The sequence below is a fragment of the Frankia sp. CcI156 genome, from assembly GCF_001983015.1.
Classification (GTDB): Bacteria; Actinomycetota; Actinomycetes; order Frankiales; family Frankiaceae; genus Frankia; species Frankia casuarinae.
Window position 1 is genome coordinate 128,433 of sequence record NZ_MOMD01000005.1, and the last position, 19,140, is coordinate 147,572.

General features: G+C 70.8%; 18 protein-coding genes and 1 tRNA gene. 15 read left to right on the forward strand and 4 right to left on the reverse strand.

Features of this window, described 5'->3' with window-relative positions; translation table 11 throughout:
- The first annotated feature begins 66 nt into the window (after positions 1 to 66).
- From CcI156_RS03050 to CcI156_RS03060, 3 genes are all read left to right on the forward strand, one after another.
- Positions 67 to 681, forward strand: coding sequence for a PaaI family thioesterase (locus tag CcI156_RS03050; RefSeq protein ID WP_011435887.1), 615 nt, complete (start codon positions 67 to 69; stop codon positions 679 to 681).
- A 386-nt stretch (positions 682 to 1,067) separates the two neighbouring features.
- Positions 1,068 to 3,017: a serine/threonine-protein kinase gene (locus tag CcI156_RS03055; protein ID WP_254847250.1), complete on the forward strand. Its 1,950-nt coding sequence runs from the start codon at positions 1,068 to 1,070 to the stop codon at positions 3,015 to 3,017.
- A gap of 157 nt (positions 3,018 to 3,174) precedes the next feature.
- Entirely contained in the window at positions 3,175 to 3,474 is a 300-nt protein-coding gene (locus tag CcI156_RS03060) for a GlsB/YeaQ/YmgE family stress response membrane protein (protein WP_011435889.1), read from the forward strand.
- 131 nt (positions 3,475 to 3,605) lie between these two features.
- Here the strand turns inward: CcI156_RS03060 and CcI156_RS03065 are convergent, their stop codons facing one another.
- Positions 3,606 to 4,256 carry an MBL fold metallo-hydrolase gene (locus tag CcI156_RS03065; protein ID WP_011435890.1) on the reverse strand — a complete coding sequence of 217 codons (651 nt, stop codon included), beginning with the start codon at positions 4,254 to 4,256 and terminating at the stop codon, positions 3,606 to 3,608.
- 201 nt (positions 4,257 to 4,457) lie between these two features.
- On the reverse strand, positions 4,458 to 5,546 hold the full coding sequence (locus tag CcI156_RS03070; protein WP_076804231.1) for an S-(hydroxymethyl)mycothiol dehydrogenase: 1,089 nt from the start codon (positions 5,544 to 5,546) through the stop codon (positions 4,458 to 4,460).
- A 264-nt stretch (positions 5,547 to 5,810) separates the two neighbouring features.
- On the opposite strand from CcI156_RS03070, the gene CcI156_RS03075 reads away from it, so the two are divergent.
- The 9 genes from CcI156_RS03075 to der all read left to right on the forward strand — a co-directional run bounded on the left by CcI156_RS03075 (position 5,811) and on the right by der (position 14,362).
- Positions 5,811 to 6,800 carry a ParA family protein gene (locus tag CcI156_RS03075; protein WP_011435892.1) on the forward strand — a complete coding sequence of 330 codons (990 nt, stop codon included), beginning with the start codon at positions 5,811 to 5,813 and terminating at the stop codon, positions 6,798 to 6,800.
- Between the two features lie 39 nt (positions 6,801 to 6,839).
- On the forward strand, positions 6,840 to 7,529 hold the full coding sequence (locus CcI156_RS03080) for a M50 family metallopeptidase (protein WP_011435893.1): 690 nt from the start codon (positions 6,840 to 6,842) through the stop codon (positions 7,527 to 7,529).
- A 40-nt stretch (positions 7,530 to 7,569) separates the two neighbouring features.
- A complete protein-coding gene (locus CcI156_RS03085) occupies positions 7,570 to 8,514 on the forward strand; it encodes a ScpA family protein (RefSeq protein WP_076804232.1) in 945 nt (314 codons plus the stop codon).
- Positions 8,511 to 9,086, forward strand: coding sequence for an SMC-Scp complex subunit ScpB (gene scpB / locus CcI156_RS03090; protein ID WP_011435895.1), 576 nt, complete (start codon positions 8,511 to 8,513; stop codon positions 9,084 to 9,086). The genes CcI156_RS03085 and scpB overlap by 4 nt, the downstream gene beginning before the upstream one ends.
- Positions 9,087 to 9,142: 56 nt before the next feature.
- Positions 9,143 to 9,901: a pseudouridine synthase gene (locus CcI156_RS03095; protein WP_023840520.1), complete on the forward strand. Its 759-nt coding sequence runs from the start codon at positions 9,143 to 9,145 to the stop codon at positions 9,899 to 9,901.
- A gap of 24 nt (positions 9,902 to 9,925) precedes the next feature.
- A complete protein-coding gene (locus CcI156_RS03100) occupies positions 9,926 to 11,038 on the forward strand; it encodes a prephenate dehydrogenase (RefSeq protein ID WP_011435897.1) in 1,113 nt (370 codons plus the stop codon).
- 94 nt (positions 11,039 to 11,132) lie between these two features.
- Positions 11,133 to 11,939: a (d)CMP kinase gene (cmk, locus tag CcI156_RS03105; protein WP_011435898.1), complete on the forward strand. Its 807-nt coding sequence runs from the start codon at positions 11,133 to 11,135 to the stop codon at positions 11,937 to 11,939.
- Complete coding sequence (locus tag CcI156_RS03110; protein WP_076804233.1) at positions 11,936 to 12,763, forward strand: 1-acyl-sn-glycerol-3-phosphate acyltransferase; 828 nt, start codon at positions 11,936 to 11,938, stop codon at positions 12,761 to 12,763. The genes cmk and CcI156_RS03110 overlap by 4 nt, the downstream gene beginning before the upstream one ends.
- Positions 12,764 to 12,898: 135 nt before the next feature.
- Positions 12,899 to 14,362 (forward strand): ribosome biogenesis GTPase Der, encoded by a 1,464-nt coding sequence (der, locus tag CcI156_RS03115; protein ID WP_011435900.1) that lies wholly within the window; start codon positions 12,899 to 12,901, stop codon positions 14,360 to 14,362.
- 131 nt (positions 14,363 to 14,493) lie between these two features.
- On the opposite strand, the gene CcI156_RS03120 is transcribed toward der, so the two are convergent.
- Positions 14,494 to 14,567, reverse strand: a tRNA-Pro gene (locus tag CcI156_RS03120).
- A 161-nt stretch (positions 14,568 to 14,728) separates the two neighbouring features.
- The gene (locus CcI156_RS03125; RefSeq protein WP_254847244.1) at positions 14,729 to 15,292 is read right to left on the reverse strand and encodes a hypothetical protein; all 564 of its coding nucleotides are present in this window, start codon (positions 15,290 to 15,292) and stop codon (positions 14,729 to 14,731) included.
- Positions 15,293 to 15,678: 386 nt separating this feature from the next.
- Here CcI156_RS03125 and CcI156_RS03130 point away from each other — a divergent pair, with 386 nt between their 5' ends.
- From CcI156_RS03130 to CcI156_RS03140, 3 genes are all read left to right on the forward strand, one after another.
- Positions 15,679 to 16,608 (forward strand): class F sortase, encoded by a 930-nt coding sequence (locus tag CcI156_RS03130; protein ID WP_011435902.1) that lies wholly within the window; start codon positions 15,679 to 15,681, stop codon positions 16,606 to 16,608.
- 532 nt (positions 16,609 to 17,140) lie between these two features.
- A complete protein-coding gene (locus CcI156_RS03135) occupies positions 17,141 to 18,256 on the forward strand; it encodes a C40 family peptidase (protein ID WP_076804235.1) in 1,116 nt (371 codons plus the stop codon).
- Between the two features lie 260 nt (positions 18,257 to 18,516).
- On the forward strand, positions 18,517 to 19,125 hold the full coding sequence (locus tag CcI156_RS03140; protein WP_011435904.1) for a CDP-alcohol phosphatidyltransferase family protein: 609 nt from the start codon (positions 18,517 to 18,519) through the stop codon (positions 19,123 to 19,125).
- Positions 19,126 to 19,140: the final 15 nt, after the last annotated feature.

The following is a 19,140-nucleotide window of genomic DNA, read 5'->3' on the forward strand; positions in this document are numbered from 1 at the left end:
GTCCTTGGCCGCGGGTCGGCYGGTAGCCGGTTGGTGTAGCCGGTTGGTGGAAGGGACGTCGGCAAGATGCCAGGCGGATCCCACCGCGTCGGTACAGTCCGGGTCGTGACGCCGTTGCGAACAGATCTGCCACCRGGAGCACAACTCCCGCCACGTCCAGCGAACGCACCGGCGCCTGGCACCGTGCTGCCGTCCCACTACGTGCGGTGCTTCGCCTGCGGTGACCAGTCCGCCCACGGACTGCACCTACGGGTCGACGCCGATGCCGGGCTCGCGCTGTGCGCGACGTTCGAGGTGACCGAGCATCATCAGGGAGCGCCGGGCCTCGCCCACGGGGGCCTGCTCAGCTGCGCCCTCGACGAGGCGTTGGGTGCGCTCGGGCATCTGACCCGGACCAGCCTGGTGACCGGCCGGCTGGAGACGGACTTCCTGCGGCCGGTACCCGTGGGCACTGTCCTGCACCTGAGCGCGCGGGTCGAGGGCGTGCTCGGCCGGCGGGTCTACGCCAGTGGCGAGGGACGGTTGAACAGCCCTACCGGACGGGTCGCGGTCCGGGCCCGAGGGCTGTTCGTCGAAGTACCCATGGAGCACTTCGTCACCCATGCCCGGGCCGAGGACATCCAGGCGATMGAGCAGGATCCGGACCTGATCCGGCTACGCGAACATCAAACTATTTTCTGATCTTCGAATCTCCTGATCTCCGAATCTCGGAATCCGCTCACGGGCAGGACTCGTTTGCTCGCTGTGATTCGACCGCGCGGACCGTCACATCTCCGTCACAGATCCGTCACAGATTTAGCTGGCACGGTGGACGTGGCAACCGGGATCGAGTCGTTGGGTCGGCTCCCCGGAACTGATTGGAACCGGCAGGCCAGGCCGATCGGTCGGGATCGACCGCTTGTGCCTCGGCCGGGAGCTCCGGGCCTGTCGGGATGCTCCATCGACCGTTGCCTCGGCCACTGCGTCGGAACGTTCGGAGCTGCGGTCGGCCCCGGCGGCCAATCCTCGCCGGCTGTCGGTCGGCTCGCGGCGGAAAGCTCGACGGAAGGGAGGGCGCGGTGCCGGCGATGTCGCTGCGCTCTGGCGATCCGGAGCGGATCGCCCGGTTCACGCTCACCGCGCGGCTCGGCTCCGGCGGTATGGGAGTCGTCTACCTCGGCATCGACGACGAGACCGGAGGGCCGGTCGCCCTCAAGGTGATCCGGTCGGACTTCACGGCCGATCCCGAGTTCCGCAGCCGGTTCCGTCGCGAGGTCGCGGCCGCCCGGGCGGTCGACGGTGCCTGCACCGCGAGGCTGGTCGATGCCGATCCCGACGCCGAGGATCCGTGGATGGCAACCGAGCACATCCACGGCCAGAGCCTCGCCGAGGCGATCGCCGACCGGGGCGCGCTGGCCATGCCGGTCGTCATGGCGCTGGCGACCGGGCTCGCCGAGGCCCTGAAGTCCATCCACGACGCCGGCATCGTCCATCGGGACCTGAAACCGGGCAACGTGATCCTCAGCGAGGACGGCCCGAAAGTGRTCGACTTCGGCATCGCGGCGGCGGTCGACGCGACGGCCGCTACCAGGACGGGGGTGTTGCTGGGCAGCCCGGGTTACATGGCCCCGGAGCAGGTCACTGGACGCGGCGAGATCGGCCCGCCGGCGGACGTCTTCGCCTGGGGCCTGACGGTACTGTTTGCCGCGTCGGGGCGACCCCCCTTCGGCACCGGCCGGCCCGACGCACTGCTGTACCGGGTGGTCCACGACGAGGCCGACACCGGGGATGTTCCGCCGGCCCTGCGCCCAGCGGTCCGCGCGGCGCTGCTCAAGGAGCCCATGGCCCGGCCGAGCGCCCACGCGTTGCTGCGCGTGCTGATCGGGTCTACTGGCGACCCGGGGCGCGAGACACGCCGGATACTGCGGGACGCCTGGCTCGCTCCACCGGTGGCGACCCGTGTGAGGAGCCTTCTGCCGGCCGTGGAGGAGGATACCCACGACGCCAAGACGCAGATCCGCCTCGATGCGCCGGAGAGCGCCGGCGCGGGGACAAACGGCGCGGGGACAGCGGACCGGGCGCCACTCGGGACCGGTGGTCCGGCGGGCGAGTCCGGGCAGGTTGGCGAGTCCGGGCAGGTTGGCGAGTCCGGGCAGGTTGGCGAGCTTGGGCAGGTTGGCGAGCTTGGGCGGGTCCGCGGGTCCGCGCCCGGCGAGGATGACGGTCCGGCCGGTGGCCGGCCGACTGGAGATGATCATGATGTGGCCGCTTCCGCCGAGGTAGCTTCCGCCGGGGCGAAGCGGCCCCTGTCCGGCCGGCGGGCCCGCGCCCGACGCCACCCGCGCCGGACCGCGGGTCTGGCCGCCCTGGCCGCGACACTCGCGGGCCTGGCCGCCCTGAGCGCATCCGAGGCCGCCAGCGACCTCGGTCCGCGGGCCCCCGGGACGGCCGCCAGCTCCCGGGCGACGGGCGGGGAACTGGAGCCCGGCCCGCACGACGTGCCACCCACCCCGTCGTCGCGTGACGACGTCCCGGCCCGATCGGGACGTACTCCTGGGCCACTGGGGCTCCCCTCACCCTCTGTCATCGTTCCTCCCGCCGGTTTGTCGTCGGGGCGGCCGATCCCCGGGTTCCGGGGCACGGTCGGCCAGCTCACACAGGCCAAGGCGTTCACCGACTTCGTCGCCGCCCACGACACCCAGATCATCTTCCTCGACATCTCCACCCTCGCCGAGGGTAACGAAGGGGCCTTCTACCCCGGACCGGACTTTGGGGGGGACAACCGGCCCAACTTCACCCTCTTCGACGCGTGCGGGGCGCTCGGGCCGGGGGAGCCGCCCGGCTTCGAGCCGGGGAAGGAGTGCTTCGGGAGCACGTACCGCCTTGCCGAGATGGCGCACAGCGGTGCTTCCTTCGGCTACGTGCAGGGTTCCTACCGGCTGCGTGGTTATTTCTGGGTCGACCTGGTACCCGGAATGCACCAGGGATTCGCGAACATCAATCTGCGGGCCGTCGACGTCCGGGATCTTCCGCGTTGACGGACGGGCGGCGTTCCGCCGGATTGGGCCTATTTTCCAGGAAAAAACCAARTAAGGAAGGTTTGTGCATCCGGTGCAGGTCGGGTGCCCGCGGTGTTTGTGCAGCCGGGTTCATGGAGACGAAGAGGAGGCAGACTCAGGCTCTGGAGGGTGTTCGGTGTTCCAAATTCTCTGGATCGTTCTGGCCGGTCTGGTGATCGGTCTTCTGGCCCGTCTGATCGTCCGGGGTCGGCAGAACATCCCACTCTGGCTGACGGTCGGGTTCGGTATCATCGGCGCGCTGGTGGGTAACGTAATCGCGAGCGCGCTCGGCGTGCGCCACACCGGCGGCTTCGACTGGATCCGGCACATCCTGCAGGTTGGTGTCGCGGTCGCGCTAGTCGCGATCGTCTCCCCGATGTGGGCGGCGCGTCGCGGGCAGAGCAGCGGCACCCGGCGCACCGCGGGCCGACTCTAGCCTGGTGCGCACACCCGGGGTCCGGTGCGCACACCAGGCGGTGATGCGGGGAAGCGGCCGGTCAGCGGCCGCTGACCGGCTCGGTCGTGCCCGCGCCGGTTGCGCCCGCTCGGTGGCCGCTCAGTGGCCGCTCAGTGGCCGCGGCTCACCCAGTCGTCGTAGTCGATACCCTCCTCGCCGATGGTCGTGTCGTCGCCGTGACCGGTGTGCACGACGGTGTGCGCGGGCAGGGTGAGCAGTCTGGTACGGATCGAGGCYAGGATGGTCGGGAAATCGGAGTAGGATCGCCCGGTCGCCCCGGGACCCCCGCGGAAGAGCGTGTCGCCGCTGAACAGGACCGGGTCGCCGTTGATCTCCCCGAACAGGCAGATCCCGCCGGGAGAGTGGCCCGGGGTGTGCAGGACGCGCAGTGCTCCACCTTCGGGCAGGCTGATGAGCTGTCCGTCCGCGAGCGCGTGGTCGGGCGCCCGGTGCGGATAGATCGCCTTCCACAGCACCACGTCGGCGGGGTGCAGCGCGATGGGCGCCCGGACCAGGTCCGCGAGCTCCGTCGCCGCATTGATGTGGTCGTTGTGACCGTGTGTAGCAATGATCGATGTGACCACGCGGGTGCCGATGGCCGCCGCGATCACCGACGGGTCGTGCGCGGCGTCGATGACCAGTACCTCGTCGTCGTTTCCCACGAGCCAGACGTTGTTGTCGACCGTGAACGACTGACCGTCGAGCGTGAAGTCGCCGCGTGTGATCACCCGATCCACCCGAAGCCCGGTATTGACGATCATTGCGTCCCCTCCTCGACCCGATCGGTCTGCCCGCTGCCCGCTGCGCGTGTCGCGGGTGCCGTCGGACGGCGGTGCACCCGGTGGGGTCGACCGTATCCGGCGGTTCCCGGCTCCGGGTGGACCCGCCGCCAACGAAGCTCGCCAGTGAGCAAAGGCTTGGTGAACGATGGTTCAGTAGATGGCGGCCCGGTGAACGACGACTCAGAGGATGACGACGCTGCGCAACACGTCGCCGCGCTGCATCCGGGTGAACGCCTCCTCGACGTCGCCGATCCCGATGGTCTCGGTGACGAAGGCGTCGAGGTCGAGTCGGCCCCGGCGATAGAGGTCGATGAGGATCGGGAAGTCGCGGCTCGGCAGGCTGTCGCCGTACCAGGACGACGACAGGTGACCGCCGCGGCCGAAGACCTCGGCGAGCGGCAGCTCCACGGTCATCGTCGGGTCGGGTACACCCACCAGGACCAGCCGCCCCGCCAGGTCGCGGGCGTCGAAGGCCTGGCGGTAGGTCTCCGGGCGGCCCACCGCATCGATGACCACATCGGCGCCGAAGCCGTCGGTGAGCGCCCGGATGGCCGCCACCGGATCGTCTGCCGTGGCATTCACGACATCGGTGGCACCGAAGCGTCGGGCCCAGGTGAGCTTCCGGTCGTCGACATCGACCGCGATGATCTTCCGCGCTCCCGCGATCGAGGCGCCGGCGATCGCCGCGCCGCCGACCCCGCCGCAGCCGATCACCGCCACCGTCTCACCCCGGGTGACCCTGCCGGTGTTCACGGCGGCACCGAAACCGGCCATCACCCCGCAGCCGATCAGCCCGGCCGCCTCTGGCCGGGCCGCGGGGTCCACCGGCACGCACTGGCCCGCGGCGACCAGGGTCAGCGGCGTGAACGCGCCGATGCCCAGCGCCGGCGCCAGCGGCGTCCCGTCCGCCAGGGTCATCGGATTTCGCGCGTTGCGGGAGTCGAAGCAGTACCAGGCCATGCCGCGCCGACAGGCCCGGCAGGTTCCGCAGGGGGCCCGCCAGGCCAGCACCACGTAGTCACCCGGGGCCAGACCCACCACGCCCTCGCCCACCGATTCGACGGTGCCGGCCGCCTCGTGCCCCAACAGGAACGGATAGTCGTCGTTGATCGCGCCCTCGCGGTAGTGCAGGTCGGTATGGYATACGCCGCAGGCGCGCACCCGTACCCGTGCCTCGCCTGGACCCGGATCTGGAACAACGATCTGCTCCAGCGAGACCGCGGCGCCCTTCTCCCGGGCCACCACCGCTTCCACCGTCTGCGCGCCCATCCCGGATCCCTTCTCCTCGAGTCTCCTCGAGCACTGATCGGAGAGATGAATCCCTCGTCGAACCGGAGCGGTCACCCCCCGGTGTCTGATTTCCTACCTCCGTTGGTGGGGTCCGTCCAACACAGGTGGGGTCCGTCCAACGTGGTCACGCCGCTCATGGCGCGACACGCCGCTTTACGGCCACCCGGCGCCACCGAGAACGGGTCGGTGTCGGTACGCTCCTACCGGTCCGTTTCTGCTCTTTGTAGAAGGAGCAATCCCTCAGTGGTCCGTTTCACCGACACGTCGTCCGTCGCCTCACCGACCCGCCGCTTCTATGGGGAGGTGACGGTCGGTGATCCCCGCCTGTCCGAGGACGGGCGGCTCGAGGCCGGCGGTGAGAGTGTCGATGCGGGGGTGGGCGAGCCCGGACCCACCGGACGGCCGCTGCCGTCGTTTCCCGTCCCGCCCCCGCTGACGTCGCACGGTCCCGCCTGGATCGTCGCGATGTGCAACCAGAAGGGCGGGGTCGGCAAGACCACCAGTACGATCAACCTGGGTGCCGCTCTCGCGGAGTACGGCCGGCGGGTACTCCTCGTCGACTTCGATCCTCAGGGTGCGCTGTCGGTCGGGCTCGGCGTCAACCCGATGCAGTTCGACCTGACAGTGCACGACCTCCTGCTGGGCGGGGACGCCGACGTCCGCGAGGTGATCGTCGAGACCCAGGTCGATGGGCTCGACCTGCTGCCGAGCAACATCGACCTGTCCGCCGCGGAGGTGCTGCTGGTCACCGAGGTCGGCCGCGAGCACAGCCTCGCCCGCGCGCTGGCGCCGATCCTCGACGAGTACGACGTCATCCTCGTCGACTGCCAGCCCTCGCTCGGCCTACTGACCGTGAACGCGCTGACGGCGGCGGACGCCGTCATCGTCCCGCTGGAATGCGAGTACTTCGCGCTGCGGGGAGTGGCGCTGCTGTTGCAGACCATTGACAAGGTGCGCGAGCGGCTCAACTCGCGCCTGGAGCTCGCCGGCATTCTGGCCACCATGTACGACGCCCGCACCCTGCACGCCCGGGAGGTGCTGGCCCGGGTCGTCGAACGGTTCCCGGACGAGGTGTTCCACACTGTGATCAACAGGACGGTTCGGTTCCCGGAGACCACGGTGGCCGGCGAGCCGATCACCACCTACGCCCCGACGTCGGTGGGGGCTGCCGGCTACCGGCGACTCGCCCGGGAACTGATGGTCCGGCACGACACGCCGCCAGCCGTCGGCTGAACCGGGACAACGAGGCGATCGGGGCGAAAAGGTAGCGACGTGCTGTTCCACCTTGCCGAACCCGCGGCGCTTCTCGGGATCCTCCTCGCCTTCCTCATCGGGATCTTCGCCCACGACGCCGCCCAGGTGCTCGTGGCCCGGCTGGTCCGTGACCCGACCCCGATGCGCTCGGGGCGGATGATGACGGGCCTGAAGGACCGGCTCAGCCCGTTCAGCGCAGTCGCCGTCTTCGTCGTCGGCTACGGCTGGGCCGAGTCGGTGCCCATGAACGACGTGTGGCGGCGCCGCCGGTTCCACGTGGCCGCTGCCGTCCTGGCCGGGCCGCTGACGTATCTCCTGCTCGCCCTGGCCTCCCTGGCGGTGTTCCAGCCGCTCGGCGAGCCGGGGCTGGTGCGACTCGGTGACCGCGTCACCGAGGTGACGGTGCCGAACAGCTTCGGTGCCGAGCTCGCGTTGTGGATGGCCGTCACGTTCGGGTCGATGTTCATCATCAGCCTCGTCCCGGTCCCCCCGACAGACGCCGGGCGGTTGCTGTTCCTGCTCGGTCCGACCACGGCTGGCTGGCGCAACGCCCGGTACCAGTTGGCCGAGCGCAACATCGGGTTGGGCATCCTGCTGGCGTTGTTGCTGCTGCCGGTGCTGTTCGTCGGATTCCCCTCGGTCGTCGGCCAGCTCATCGGCCCGTTGCTGCGGGGACTCGCCTCGCTGATAGGCCTCAACCTGGGGTGATGATGATCACGTCGACGCCGCCGGGGCGTAGCGTGGCGCCATGACCCGGTCTCGCGCCGCCCCGGCTGACCAGGCCGCTCCGGCTGACCAGACCGACGGGAAGGCCGCCCCGCGCACCGGCGTGCCGACGGGTCGTGGTGGGCGCACGGAGACCTTCGTCGTCGAACTCGACAACTTCACCGGCCCCTTCGATCTGCTGCTCTCGCTCATCGCCAAGCATCGCCTCGACGTGACCGAGGTCGCGCTCTCCCAAGTCACCGACGAGTTCGTCGCGCACATCCGGCGGCTGGGGGACCGGTTCGACCTCGGCCAGGCCACCGAGTTCCTGGTGATCGCGGCGACCCTGCTCGACCTGAAGGCGGCCCGGCTGCTGCCGGGCGCCCTGTCCGAGGACGAGTCGGCGGACCTGGCCCTGCTGGAGGCCCGCGACCTGCTTTTCGCCCGGCTGCTGCAGTACAAGGCGTACAAGGAGGCTGYGGCGCTCTTCGCCGGCCTCATGGCCCTGGAGGCGCGCCACACCCCCCGGGCGGTACCCCTGGAGCCCCGTTACGCCGCCGCGCTGCCGGAGGTCCAGATCGGCATCGGCCCGACGGAGCTCGCGGCGCTCGCGGCCCGGCTGCGTGAGCCGCCGCTGCCGCCGCTGGTTGCGACCGATCACGTGCACCTGCCCCGGATCAGCGTGCGGGAGCACATGCTCGCCGTCATCGCGATGCTGCGCGAGGTGGGCACCGCGACCTTCGGGATGCTGTGCGTCGGCTGTCGGCAGACCATCGAGGTGGTGGCCCGGTTCCTGGCGCTGCTGGAGCTCTTCCGCGAGGGCCGGATCTCCTTCGACCAGCAGGTCCCGCTCGGCGAGCTGACGGTGCGCTGGATCGCCCTGGATCCGGCGGTCGAGGCGGACGCCCCGCCGATCGGCCACGGGCTGTTCGGATCTGATCGGTACGGTGGGGACGCGCAGGAGGAGTCGCGGGAGGTGGCGTCGTGACCAGGGAGGCCGGGGCTGCCGGGGAGGCCCGGCCGCCGCTGGGCGCGTTGCTCGAGGCGGTCCTCATGGTCGCGGAGAAGCCGGTCGGCGTCGCGGAGCTCGCGACTGGCCTCGGCGCCCCGGCGCTGGAGGTCGAGCGGCTGCTCGCGCAGCTCGCCGAGCAGTATGTCCGCGACGGCCGTGGCTTCCGACTGCGGCACACCGGTGGCGGCTGGCGCTTCTACACCGCGGACGAGTGCGCCCCCTGGGTCGAGCGCTTCGTGCTCGCCGGCCAGTCGGCCCGGCTGTCGCAGGCCGCGCTGGAGACCCTGGCCGTCGTCGCCTACCAGCAGCCGGTGAGCCGGGGGCGGATCTCGGCGGTGCGGGGTGTCTCCGCCGACGGCGTCATCCGCACCCTCACCGCCCGCGGCCTGGTCGAGGAGGTGGGGCACGATCCGGAGACCGGCGCGATCCTCTACGGCACCACCGACTACTTTCTCGAACGGATGGGGCTGCGCGGGCTCGACGAACTGCCGCCGCTTGCCCCCCTGCTGCCCGGTATCGATGAGATTGATGACATTGTTACGTCATGAGTACCAGGTTCCCGTCATGAGTATCGGGCTGCTGTCATGAGTACCAGGTTCCCGTCATGAGTAGCGGTGACCGCCCGGACGGGCCCCAGGACCAGGGCATCCGGCTGCAGAAGGTGCTGGCCGCCGCCGGGGTGGGCTCCCGCCGGCACGGCGAGGAGTTGATCGCTGCCGGTCGGGTCCGGGTGGATGGCACCGTGGTGCGCGAGCAGGGCCGCCGGGTCGATCCCGAAACCGCCCTCATCGAGGTCGACGGTGAGCGGATCGTCACCCGGACGGGCCTGGTCCACTTGGCGTTGAACAAGCCGCGCGGGGTGCTCTCGGCGATGTCGGACGACCGGGGTCGGCCGACGATCGCGGATCTGCTCGCGGAGTTCGGCGGCGGGCTGTTCCACGTCGGCCGGCTCGACGCCGACAGCGAGGGGCTGCTGCTCGTCACCAACGACGGAGAGCTCGCGCACCGGCTCACCCATCCCTCGTTCGCCGTCCCCAAGACCTACCTCGTCGAGGTGTCCGGTCCGCTGCGCCGTGACGTCCTGCGCCAGCTGCGCGCGGAGGTCGAACTCGACGACGGCCCGGTGCGCGCGGACTCGGCGCGCATCGTCGACAACGCGAACGGACGGGTGATGGTCGAGGTCGTCGTGCACGAAGGGCGCAAGCACGTCGTCCGCCGGATGATGGACGCCGTCGGCCACCCGGTGCATCGACTGGTGCGCACCCGGTTCGGGGCGGTGTCGCTGGGAACCCTGCGCGCCGGGCGGGCCCGTCACCTCACCCGTCACGAGATCGGCGCCCTGTATCACGGCGTCGGTCTCTAGGCCCGAGGCTTTAGGATCAAGGCCATGGTCGGGTTGGAATGGGATGCCGCACGCCTTCCGCGCCTGCGCCGGGTCGGGGTCGTCGGCACGGGCCTGATCGGGACCAGCATCGGTCTCGCGCTGTCGGCAAGGGGCGTCGAGGTCCTGCTCCGCGACGTGGACGAGGCACAGGTCGCGCTTGCCGAGAAGATGGGGGCCGGGCGGCCGTGGGCGGGGGAGCGGGTCGATCATGCGGTCGTCGCCACCCCACTGCCGAGTGTCGCGGTCCAGGTACGCGCCCTGGCCCGCTCCGGCCTCGCGGACACGATCAGCGACGCCGGCAGCGTCAAGGTCCGACCGTTGGTCGAGGGAGTCCAGCTCGGCTGCGACCTCACGACGTGGTGCCCGGCCCACCCCATCGCCGGCCGGGAACGGCACGGGGCCGTCTCCGCCCGGGCGGACCTGTTCGCCGAGCGGGTCTGGGCGGTCTGTCCCGTCCCGCACACCGGGTCGGCCGCGGTGCACGCCACGGTGGCGCTGGCGTTCGCCTGCGGGGCCACGCCGGTGCGGACCACCCCGCAGCGTCACGACGCGGCGATGGCGTCGGTCTCCCACGTGCCCCAGATCGTCGCGAGCGCGCTCGCGGGGGCGCTCGTCGGGCTGCCGGAACGGGACGTGCCCTTCGTCGGGCAGGGGTTCCGCGACACCACCCGGCTCGCCGACAGCGACGCCGAGCTGTGGTCGGGGATCATCGAGGGTAACCGCGGCCCGATCGCCGAGCGGGTGCGTTCCCTCGGCGCCCAGCTCACCGCGCTCGCCGACGTCCTCGACACCGGTTCCGGTGACGAGGTCACCGCCGCGGTCTCCCGGCTCATGCGGGGCGGCCAGGCCGGCCGTGCGCTGCTTCCGCGCAAGCCCGGCGCCCCGGCGCAGTCCTGGGGCTGGGTGGGGGTCGTGCTCGACGACCGACCCGGCCAGCTCGCCGCGCTCGTCGGCTTCATCAGCCAGTGGCAGATCAACATTGAGGATGTCGGGCCCTTCGAGCACAGCCTTGACGCACCCGCCGGCATCGTCGAGCTCGCGGTGGATCCGACGGCCGCGGACGAGCTCGTCGACCGGTTGACGCTCAACGGCTGGACGGCATACCGGCGATCCTGATGCCGTACCGAGTAGCCTGATCCGGGTTRCACATGTCGGCATCCGCGGGGGCGCGATCCGACGACTCTTTATGTGACCGGGACGGAGGAATCGGGTGAAGCCCGACCACGGGTCTGCGCTGTCGGCGGGAAGCACGGTCACCGACAGCCGGGAGGGAACGTCTGCGCCGCTCGGGTCCGAGGGAGATGGTCCCGCGGTCCACGAAGGCGGGGCCGAGGGTCTGATCGTGGCGGTCGACGGTCCCGGAGGGTCGGGGAAGAGCACCGTGGCCCGCGAGATCGCCCGCCGCCTCGGCCTGCGGTACCTCGACACTGGGGCGATGTACCGCGCGGTCACCCAGCTCGCGCTGGAACAGCGGATTGACATCGAGGACTCGGCGGCGGTCGCGGAGCTGGCCGAGCGGGCGGTGATCTCGGTCGGTACGGACCCGGACGAGCCCTCGATCGCCATCGACGGTGTCGGGGTGGACGCCCAGATCCGCACCCGCGCGGTGACCAACGCGGTCAGTGCGATCGCGGCGGTGCCGGCGGTGCGGGCGTTGCTCGTCACCCAACAGCGTCAGGTGATCGCCGCCGCGTTGCCGGCCGGCGGCATCGTCGTGGAGGGTCGCGACATCGGCTCGGTCGTGGCGCCGGGCGCCCAGATCAAAGTCTTCCTCACCGCCTCGACCGAGGTCCGTGCGCTGCGTCGCTCCCGCCAGCTCGGGGAGAAGGGCGTCGACGACGTCGCCCGGACCCTCGCCGAACTCGACCGGCGCGACGCGCTCGACAGCAACCGGGCGGCGGACCCGCTGGCCATCCCGCCCGACGCGGTGGTTCTGGACTCGACGGCCCTGTCGGTGTCCGAAGTCGTCGACGAGGTGCTTCGGCGTTGCGAGCAGCTGCCGAACCGGACGAGATGACCACGTCGAACCCCCGCGTTGAGGCGCCCCGCGTTGAGGCCGCTCGGCCGGACGACGGTGCCGGCGAACGTGCCGCGGAGGCGGCCCGGCGGGCCGCCCGGGTGGCGCGTGGACCGGTCCACCGGGGTGCCGCGTCACCGATCTACAACGACCTCCCGCACCGCGTCCTCAAGCCCGGGGTCCGCTGGTTCCTCAACCGGGTGGTCATGCAGATCAGCCTGGAGGGGCTTGAGAACGTCCCCTTCGACGAGCCGTTGATCTTCGCTGGGAACCACAGCAGTTGGCTGGATGGCCCGTTGGTGGTGATCGAGTCCCCACGGACCGTGCGCTGCCTGAGCAAGGTCGAGATGTACCGGGGGGTGCTCGGCCGGGCGCTGCTGTTCAGCGGTCAGATTCCGATCGATCGTGATCGGGCCGACCGGGAAGCCCTGCACACCGCGCTGGACGAGCTCTCCCGTGGCGGGGCGATCGGGCTGTTCCCCGAGGGCACCCGGGGCAGCGGGKAGATGGCGGCGGTCCAGCACGGCATCGCCTACCTCGCGGTGCACGGCCGCTGCCGCGTCCTACCGGTGGCCTGCATCAACACCGGTGCCGCCCTGCCCCGGGGGGCGCGCTGGCCGCGCCGGTCGGTGCCGATCCGGGTGGTCTTCGGTGCGCCGTTCGCGGTGGAGGTCCCGGCGAACCCACGCTCGCGCAAGGCGCTGGCCGCCGTCGCGGAGGACATCCGGGTGCGCCTGCTCGACCATCTGGCGACCGTCCGGGCCGGAAAGGCCTGCGGCGAGGCGGGCGGGACCGGCGGAGCTGACCGGGCCGGCGCCGGGTAATCTGAGCAAGATCGCTGCTCGCTCCGGACGGGCGGGTGAGAGCCCCCGGCGATCCGACCACGCTCGCGTGTCCGGCGCCGAGCCCGGGAATCACAGGCGATCCCCGTCCCACGATGACAGTTGGCAGTGACAGTGATGAGCGGACAAGACCTATCAACGGACCTCGGCGCGGCCGGGTTCGACCGGTTTGCCGACGGTGGCCTCGGCGATGACGTCGGCGGCCCCGATGGGTTCGCGGGCGAGCTCGACGGCGAGTTCGCGGGCCCCGGGATCGGTCAACCGGTGGTGGCCGTCGTGGGGCGACCCAACGTGGGCAAGTCGACGTTGGTCAACCGCATCCTCGGCCGGCGGGCCGCGGTCGTCGAGGACGTCCCCGGGGTGACCCGTGACCGCGTCGCCTACGACGCGGTCTGGAGCGGGCGGCGGTTCACCCTCGTCGACACCGGCGGCTGGGAACCCGACGCGACGGGGCTGGCCGCCCAGGTCTCCGAGCAGGCCCGCGCGGCGCTCGACACCGCCGATGCGGTGCTGTTCATCGTGGACGTCGTCACCGGTGCCACCGACGCCGACGAGGCGGTCGCCCGGGTGCTGCACCGCTGCGGGCTGCCGGTGATCCTGGTGGCGAACAAGGTCGACGACGTACGATTCGAGGCTGATGCGGCGGCGCTGTGGAGCCTCGGGCTCGGCGAGCCGCACCCGGTCTCGGCCCTGCACGGCCGGGGCAGTGGAGACCTGCTCGACGCCGTGCTCGCCGCGTTGCCCGAGGCGCCGCGCGAGATCCTCACCGAGTCCGACGGCCCACGGCGGGTCGCCCTGATCGGCCGGCCCAACGTCGGCAAGTCGAGTCTGCTGAACAAGCTCGCCGGCAGCCGGCGGTCGTTGGTGCACGACGTCGCCGGCACCACCCGGGACCCGGTCGACGAGCTGGTGACGGTCGGCGGCGAGGAGTGGATGTTCATCGACACCGCCGGGCTGCGCCGTCGCGTCCGGGAGGCCTCCGGCGCCGAGTACTACTCGTCGCTGCGCACCGCCTCGGCCCTGGAAGCCGCCGAGGTCGCCATCGTCCTGCTCGCCGCGGACGAGCCGGTGACCGAGCAGGACCAGCGGGTCATCTCGATGGTCGTCGACGCGGGACGGGCCCTCGTCCTCGCCTTCAACAAGTGGGACCTGGTGGACACCGACCGCCGGCTCACCCTGGAACGGGAGATCGTCCGTGACCTCGGCCGGGTCGCGTGGGCGCCGCGGGTGAACGTCTCGGCCCGTACCGGGCGTGCGACCGACCGGCTCGCCCCCGCGCTGCGCACCGCGCTGGAGTCCTGGGGTACCCGGATCCCGACCGGCCGGCTGAACACCTGGTTGGGTGAGGTCGTCGCCGCGACCCCGCCGCCAGCACGTGGAGGGCGGGTTCCGAAGGTCCTGTTCGCGACCCAGGCCGGAGTGCGCCCGCCGCGGTTCGTGGTGTTCACGACGGGTTTTCTGGAGTCGTCCTACCGTCGATTCCTGGAACGCCGGCTCCGGGAGGACTTCGGCTTCGCCGGTTCGCCCATCTCGATCTCGGTGCGGGTGCGTGAACGCGGCGACCGCAGGGGCGGCGGCTGACGGTTGGACCGGGTTCCGGCCGTCAGCCGGGTGGGCTTTCCGGTCCGGCCGGACCGGCGTGACGGCGGCTTACGACGAAAAAACCCGTTGAGCAGGCTCACCTGCCTGAGCAACGGGTTTTACCACCTCTGTCGGGACGACAGGATTTGAACCTGCGACCCCCAGACCCCCAGTCTGGTGCGCTACCAAGCTGCGCCACGTCCCGTACAGCAGCCACATTACCGTACCGGCGACCACTACGGTGACCGGGGGTCGCGTCGTTGACGACGCGACCCCCGACCCTCGTGCGTGGGCCCCGCGTGGGACCAGGCCGAGGCCGTCACCCACGAGGGTGTCCGCACGCCGCAGGGCCGCCGAACAGCAGGGTCAGCTCGCACCCTGGGCGCGCCGTCGGGTAACCCCGGCGCCGATCAGCAGGGCGCCCACTGCCGCACCGGCCAGCGGGAGCAGGGGCGAGGACCCGGGGTCGGCCATCCCGCCGCCACCTGCGGCGACACCGCCCCCCGGCCCGCCCCCCGGCCCGACGCCGGCACCGACGCCGGCACCGACGCCGGCAATGGCGCAGTCGCGCTTCTTGTCGTCCCAGTTGAACCAGTCGTCCTTGCCGTCCTTGCCGTCCTTGCCGTTCTTGCCGTCCAGACCGTCCTTGCCGTCCAGACCGTCCTTGCCGTTCTTGCCGTCCAGGCCGTCCCTGCCGTCGTCGATCCGATCGGCCCGGATCCKCTTGTCGCCGTCGATCTTGTCATCGCGGTCGCGGTCCTTGYCGTCCAGATTGTCCTTGTCGCCAAAGAGGCCCCACCCGTCCTTCTTGTCGTCGCACCGGTGGTTGTCCTTGTCGTCGAGGGYGTGGGCAGCGGCCAGGCCGGGCCCGAAGGTTAGGGTGACGCTCGCCGCGCTTGATATCGCGAGAACGGCGGCGCTTCGACCCATACCTTTCTTCATCTGGTCCCCTCTCTCACGTACGGTGATCTATTCGTTACTGCGAGTGATACCATAGCGACTGAGTGTGGGGATGCGGGTTAACCGCCCGGGCGTGGTGCGGCCGGATCGACCTCCTTGTGGCGGCGATCGGGTTGCTTTTTCGGTCTAGTTCGTCCAGTTTTCGGTGATCTCGGAATCGTTGAGACCGGTACACCTCGCTCACAAGCATGCCGCTCACGGAAAGTATCTTCACTGATTGGTAGAGTCACCGTCGGTGGTTTCGTGACCCTGGCACGTGACGGTTCGGAGCCGCGGGCGGGGCGCCGGACGATCCACCTCGGGAGCGATCCGCACGCGTACGTGGACGATCGACGGGCGGGATGGCGGGAGGAGCTGTGAAAGGTGGGACGGGCGGCGGTAACCAGCGGCCCGCGAACGGCGCACCGACGGCCTTCTCCGTCCGGACACCCGTCGCGGGTCGGCGCATCCCGCTCTGGCGGTGGCTTCTCCTCGTCGGGGCGGTCCTCGTCCTCGGCAGCGGTTTCCGGCTGGCGGAACCGGCGTTCGATGCCGTCCATGGCGCTCCCGGGGCGGACGCGACGGCCGACATCGCCGACGTCCCGCCGCCGCCCACCCCCGTGCCGACGACCGGCCGGTTCGGGCTACCTCCCGCCGTCCCCGAGCAGCCAGTGGTGGTCGTCAACAATCCGTCCCGGCTGCGCATCCCCCGGATCAGGGTGGACGCTCCGATCATTCATCTGGGTCTGAACCCGGATGGCACGCTCGGGGTGCCCAAGGCATGGGGAGATGTCGGCTGGTATGACCGCGGTCCGGCGCCTGGTGGCATCGGCCCTGCCGTGCTCGTCGGCCATTACGATTCCACCACCGGCCCGGCGGTCTTCTACCGGCTGCACGAGCTCGTGCCCGGCGACCGTATCGAGGTCGCTTCGCCGACCGGCGTGTCCACGACGTTCGTCGTCGATCGCGCGGAGAACGTGGTGAAGTCGAGGTTCCCGACGAACCGGGTCTACGGACCGGTAATCCGCCCTGAACTGCGCCTGATCACCTGCGGGGGCGCCTTCGACCGGAAGGCCAGGCACTATCTCAACAACCTGGTGGTGTACGCGCACGCCGAATCCTCGGCAGGAGCCGCGCCCGTCGTGCCGGCCCGGTCTGCGGCGAGCGTGCTTCCGCCGGATCCGTCGCGGGGGCCCGTGCCCGCGCACCCATCGCCCGGGCACCCATCGCCCGGGCAGCCGTCGCCCGGGCAGCCGCCGGCGCAGGTCGGTTCCGTCCCGAGCGTGAACCCGCCGCCCGCACCCTGACGACCCGGCCCGTTCCGCTGCCGGATCGCCGACGAGACAGCCGGCGAGATCTACGACACGTCGATGCTCGGGGCGTCGTGACGACCTGACGCGAGGTGGCGTGATCAAGCCGCCGACGGACACCCGGCGTGACGGCATCCGTACTTCTTGCCGAGTAGCGACGGTCTTCTGGTGCCGTGTTCAAGCGTTGGGGTGGGGGTGATTGCGAGCCGCCCGGGTATGTCCACTATGGTCATCAACGGCACTTCTGTTCTACCGATCCATAGGTGTCCGGATTATGAAGTGTCTGCTACATGTCATACAGATATACCTATTTTGATAGAGATACCCGTCGGACCGATGTGCCTGGTCCTGCCCCCGGTTCGGCGGCCCCTCCGAGTATGTCGGGGCAGGTGCGGGGAGCCGTGGTTCCGGGTGTGGCCGGYGGATCCGGCCGCGTTCTGGCGGTGACGGCACTGACCGGGTCGTCGGCCGCCGGGCTGGYCAGCCCGAACCCGACAGCTCCCTCGTAGGCGCACGGGAAGGACACGTCTTGCCCCGTCGTGGTATGGCCTGGCTTCCGGAGGACTGGGACCAGTTCGTCCGGAATCGTCAGCGCCCGCCGGCGCCCCACGGCTCCTCAGGCTCCGGCGCGGCTCGCCGCCGTACCACTCCTCCTCCGCGACGCGCGGTCACCATCGCCGCGTTCACCACCGGGACGATCGCGGCCTCGACCGCCGCCTTCGCGGCCACCGTCCCCGGGGGCGCCGACGGAACCTCGTCACTGGAGTCGAACTCCCTCACCCAGGAAGCCGCGCTCGTCCCGGGACACCACGCCACCGGCGGCGATGCGGCCTCGGCCCGCAGGCTCGCCCCGTTGGCCACCGCCATCGCGGACCACGACCCCGTCTTCACCAGCGTCTCGATCGCCGCGGACAAGACCTCGGTCGCGCCCAACACCCCGGTGGTGCTCACGGTGCGGGCGTTGGAATCGGACAGCGGCACCCCGCTCGCGAACCAGGACGTCCGTATCGTCGTGGTGAACGGTCCCCAGTGGYAGACCTCCACGAGGTTGCGGACCGACGCGAACGGCGCCGCGCAGATCACCGCGCGCCTGCTCTCCACGACGACGATCACCGCGGTCTTCGACGGATCGAACGCCCTGCGTCCCTCCGTGGCCGGTGCCGCCACGGTGACGATCGCGAGTCCGACGGGTCCGGGACGGTCGGGTTCGGGAGGGTCGGGTTCGGGAGGGTCGGGTTCGGGAGGGTCGGGTTCCGTCATCGACCAGGCGATCCCAAAGGTCATCCCGGGTAGCTCGATCGGGGAGAAGGCCGTCTACCTCGCGTCGTTGAACAAGGGTAAGCCGTATGTCTGGGGCGCGGAGGGTCCGTACTCGTTCGACTGCTCCGGACTCGTCCAGTACGTCTTCAAACAACTCGGCCGCTCGCTGCCGCGCGTGGCCGAGGACCAGTACCGGGTCTCGATGAAGGTGCCCCAGTCCGGCAAGCAGYCCGGCGACTTGATCTTTTACGGTACTCCTGGGAATATCTACCATGTCGGCATCTATGCCGGGAATGGGTATATGTGGGCTGCCCCGCAGACCGGCGGTGTCGTGTCGCTGCGGCCCATCTACAGCTCCACCTACAAGGTCGGCCGCATCCTCTGAGCCCGGTCCCATCCGACCCGGTCCGAACGCCGGGGTACCCCGCCGGCGGATCCCTCTCCGCTCCCCGTGTCCCACGATCCGCTAGCGTCAGCGATGTCCGGCCCGTCGGCGGGGCGTTGCGGCCCCCACCGGGCCCGGACGTCCCCACTGGCGCCGAACCCGTCGGGTGGGGACCTGCGGGAGCGCCGGGTGCGGTGGGCTGCCGTTCACCGCCTTCGCGGCGCGTCGCGCCGCCCAACCGGTGGAGGAGAGACGGCCGCATGACCATGCCCACCGCCTCGGACCGGATCTGGACGGTTCCGAACGCRCTGTCCGCCCTGCGGCTGCTCGGCGTGCCGGTCTTCCTCTGGCTGGTGCTGGGTCCGAAGGCGGACGGTGCGGCGCTCGGCGTTCTCGCGTTCGCCGGAATCAGCGACTACCTGGACGGCAAGCTCGCGCGGGTGCTGAACCAGACGAGTCGCCTCGGCGTCCTGCTGGATCCCCTCGCCGACCGGTTCTACATCCTCGCCACCATCGTCGCTCTGACCCTCCGCGGGATCGTGCCGGTCTGGTTCGCGGTTCTGCTCCTTGCCCGCGACGTGGCGCTGCTGGCGCTGCCGCCGTTGCTGCGCAGGATCGGGGTCGGCGTCACGCTGCCCGTGCACTACCTGGGCAAGGCTGCGACGTTCAACCTGTTGTACGCCTTCCCTCTCCTGCTGCTGTCCGCCGGGGATTCCTGGCTGGCCACCGCGGCACGCCCGGTCGGATGGGCGTTCGCGATCTGGGGTACTGCCCTGTACTGGTGGTCTGGTCTTCTGTACTTCGTCCAGGCCGGCCAGCTCGTCCGGCGCTTCCGGGCGGACGCCCGGACCAGCGCAAGTGGGAGGTGACCGGTGAGAGCCGTC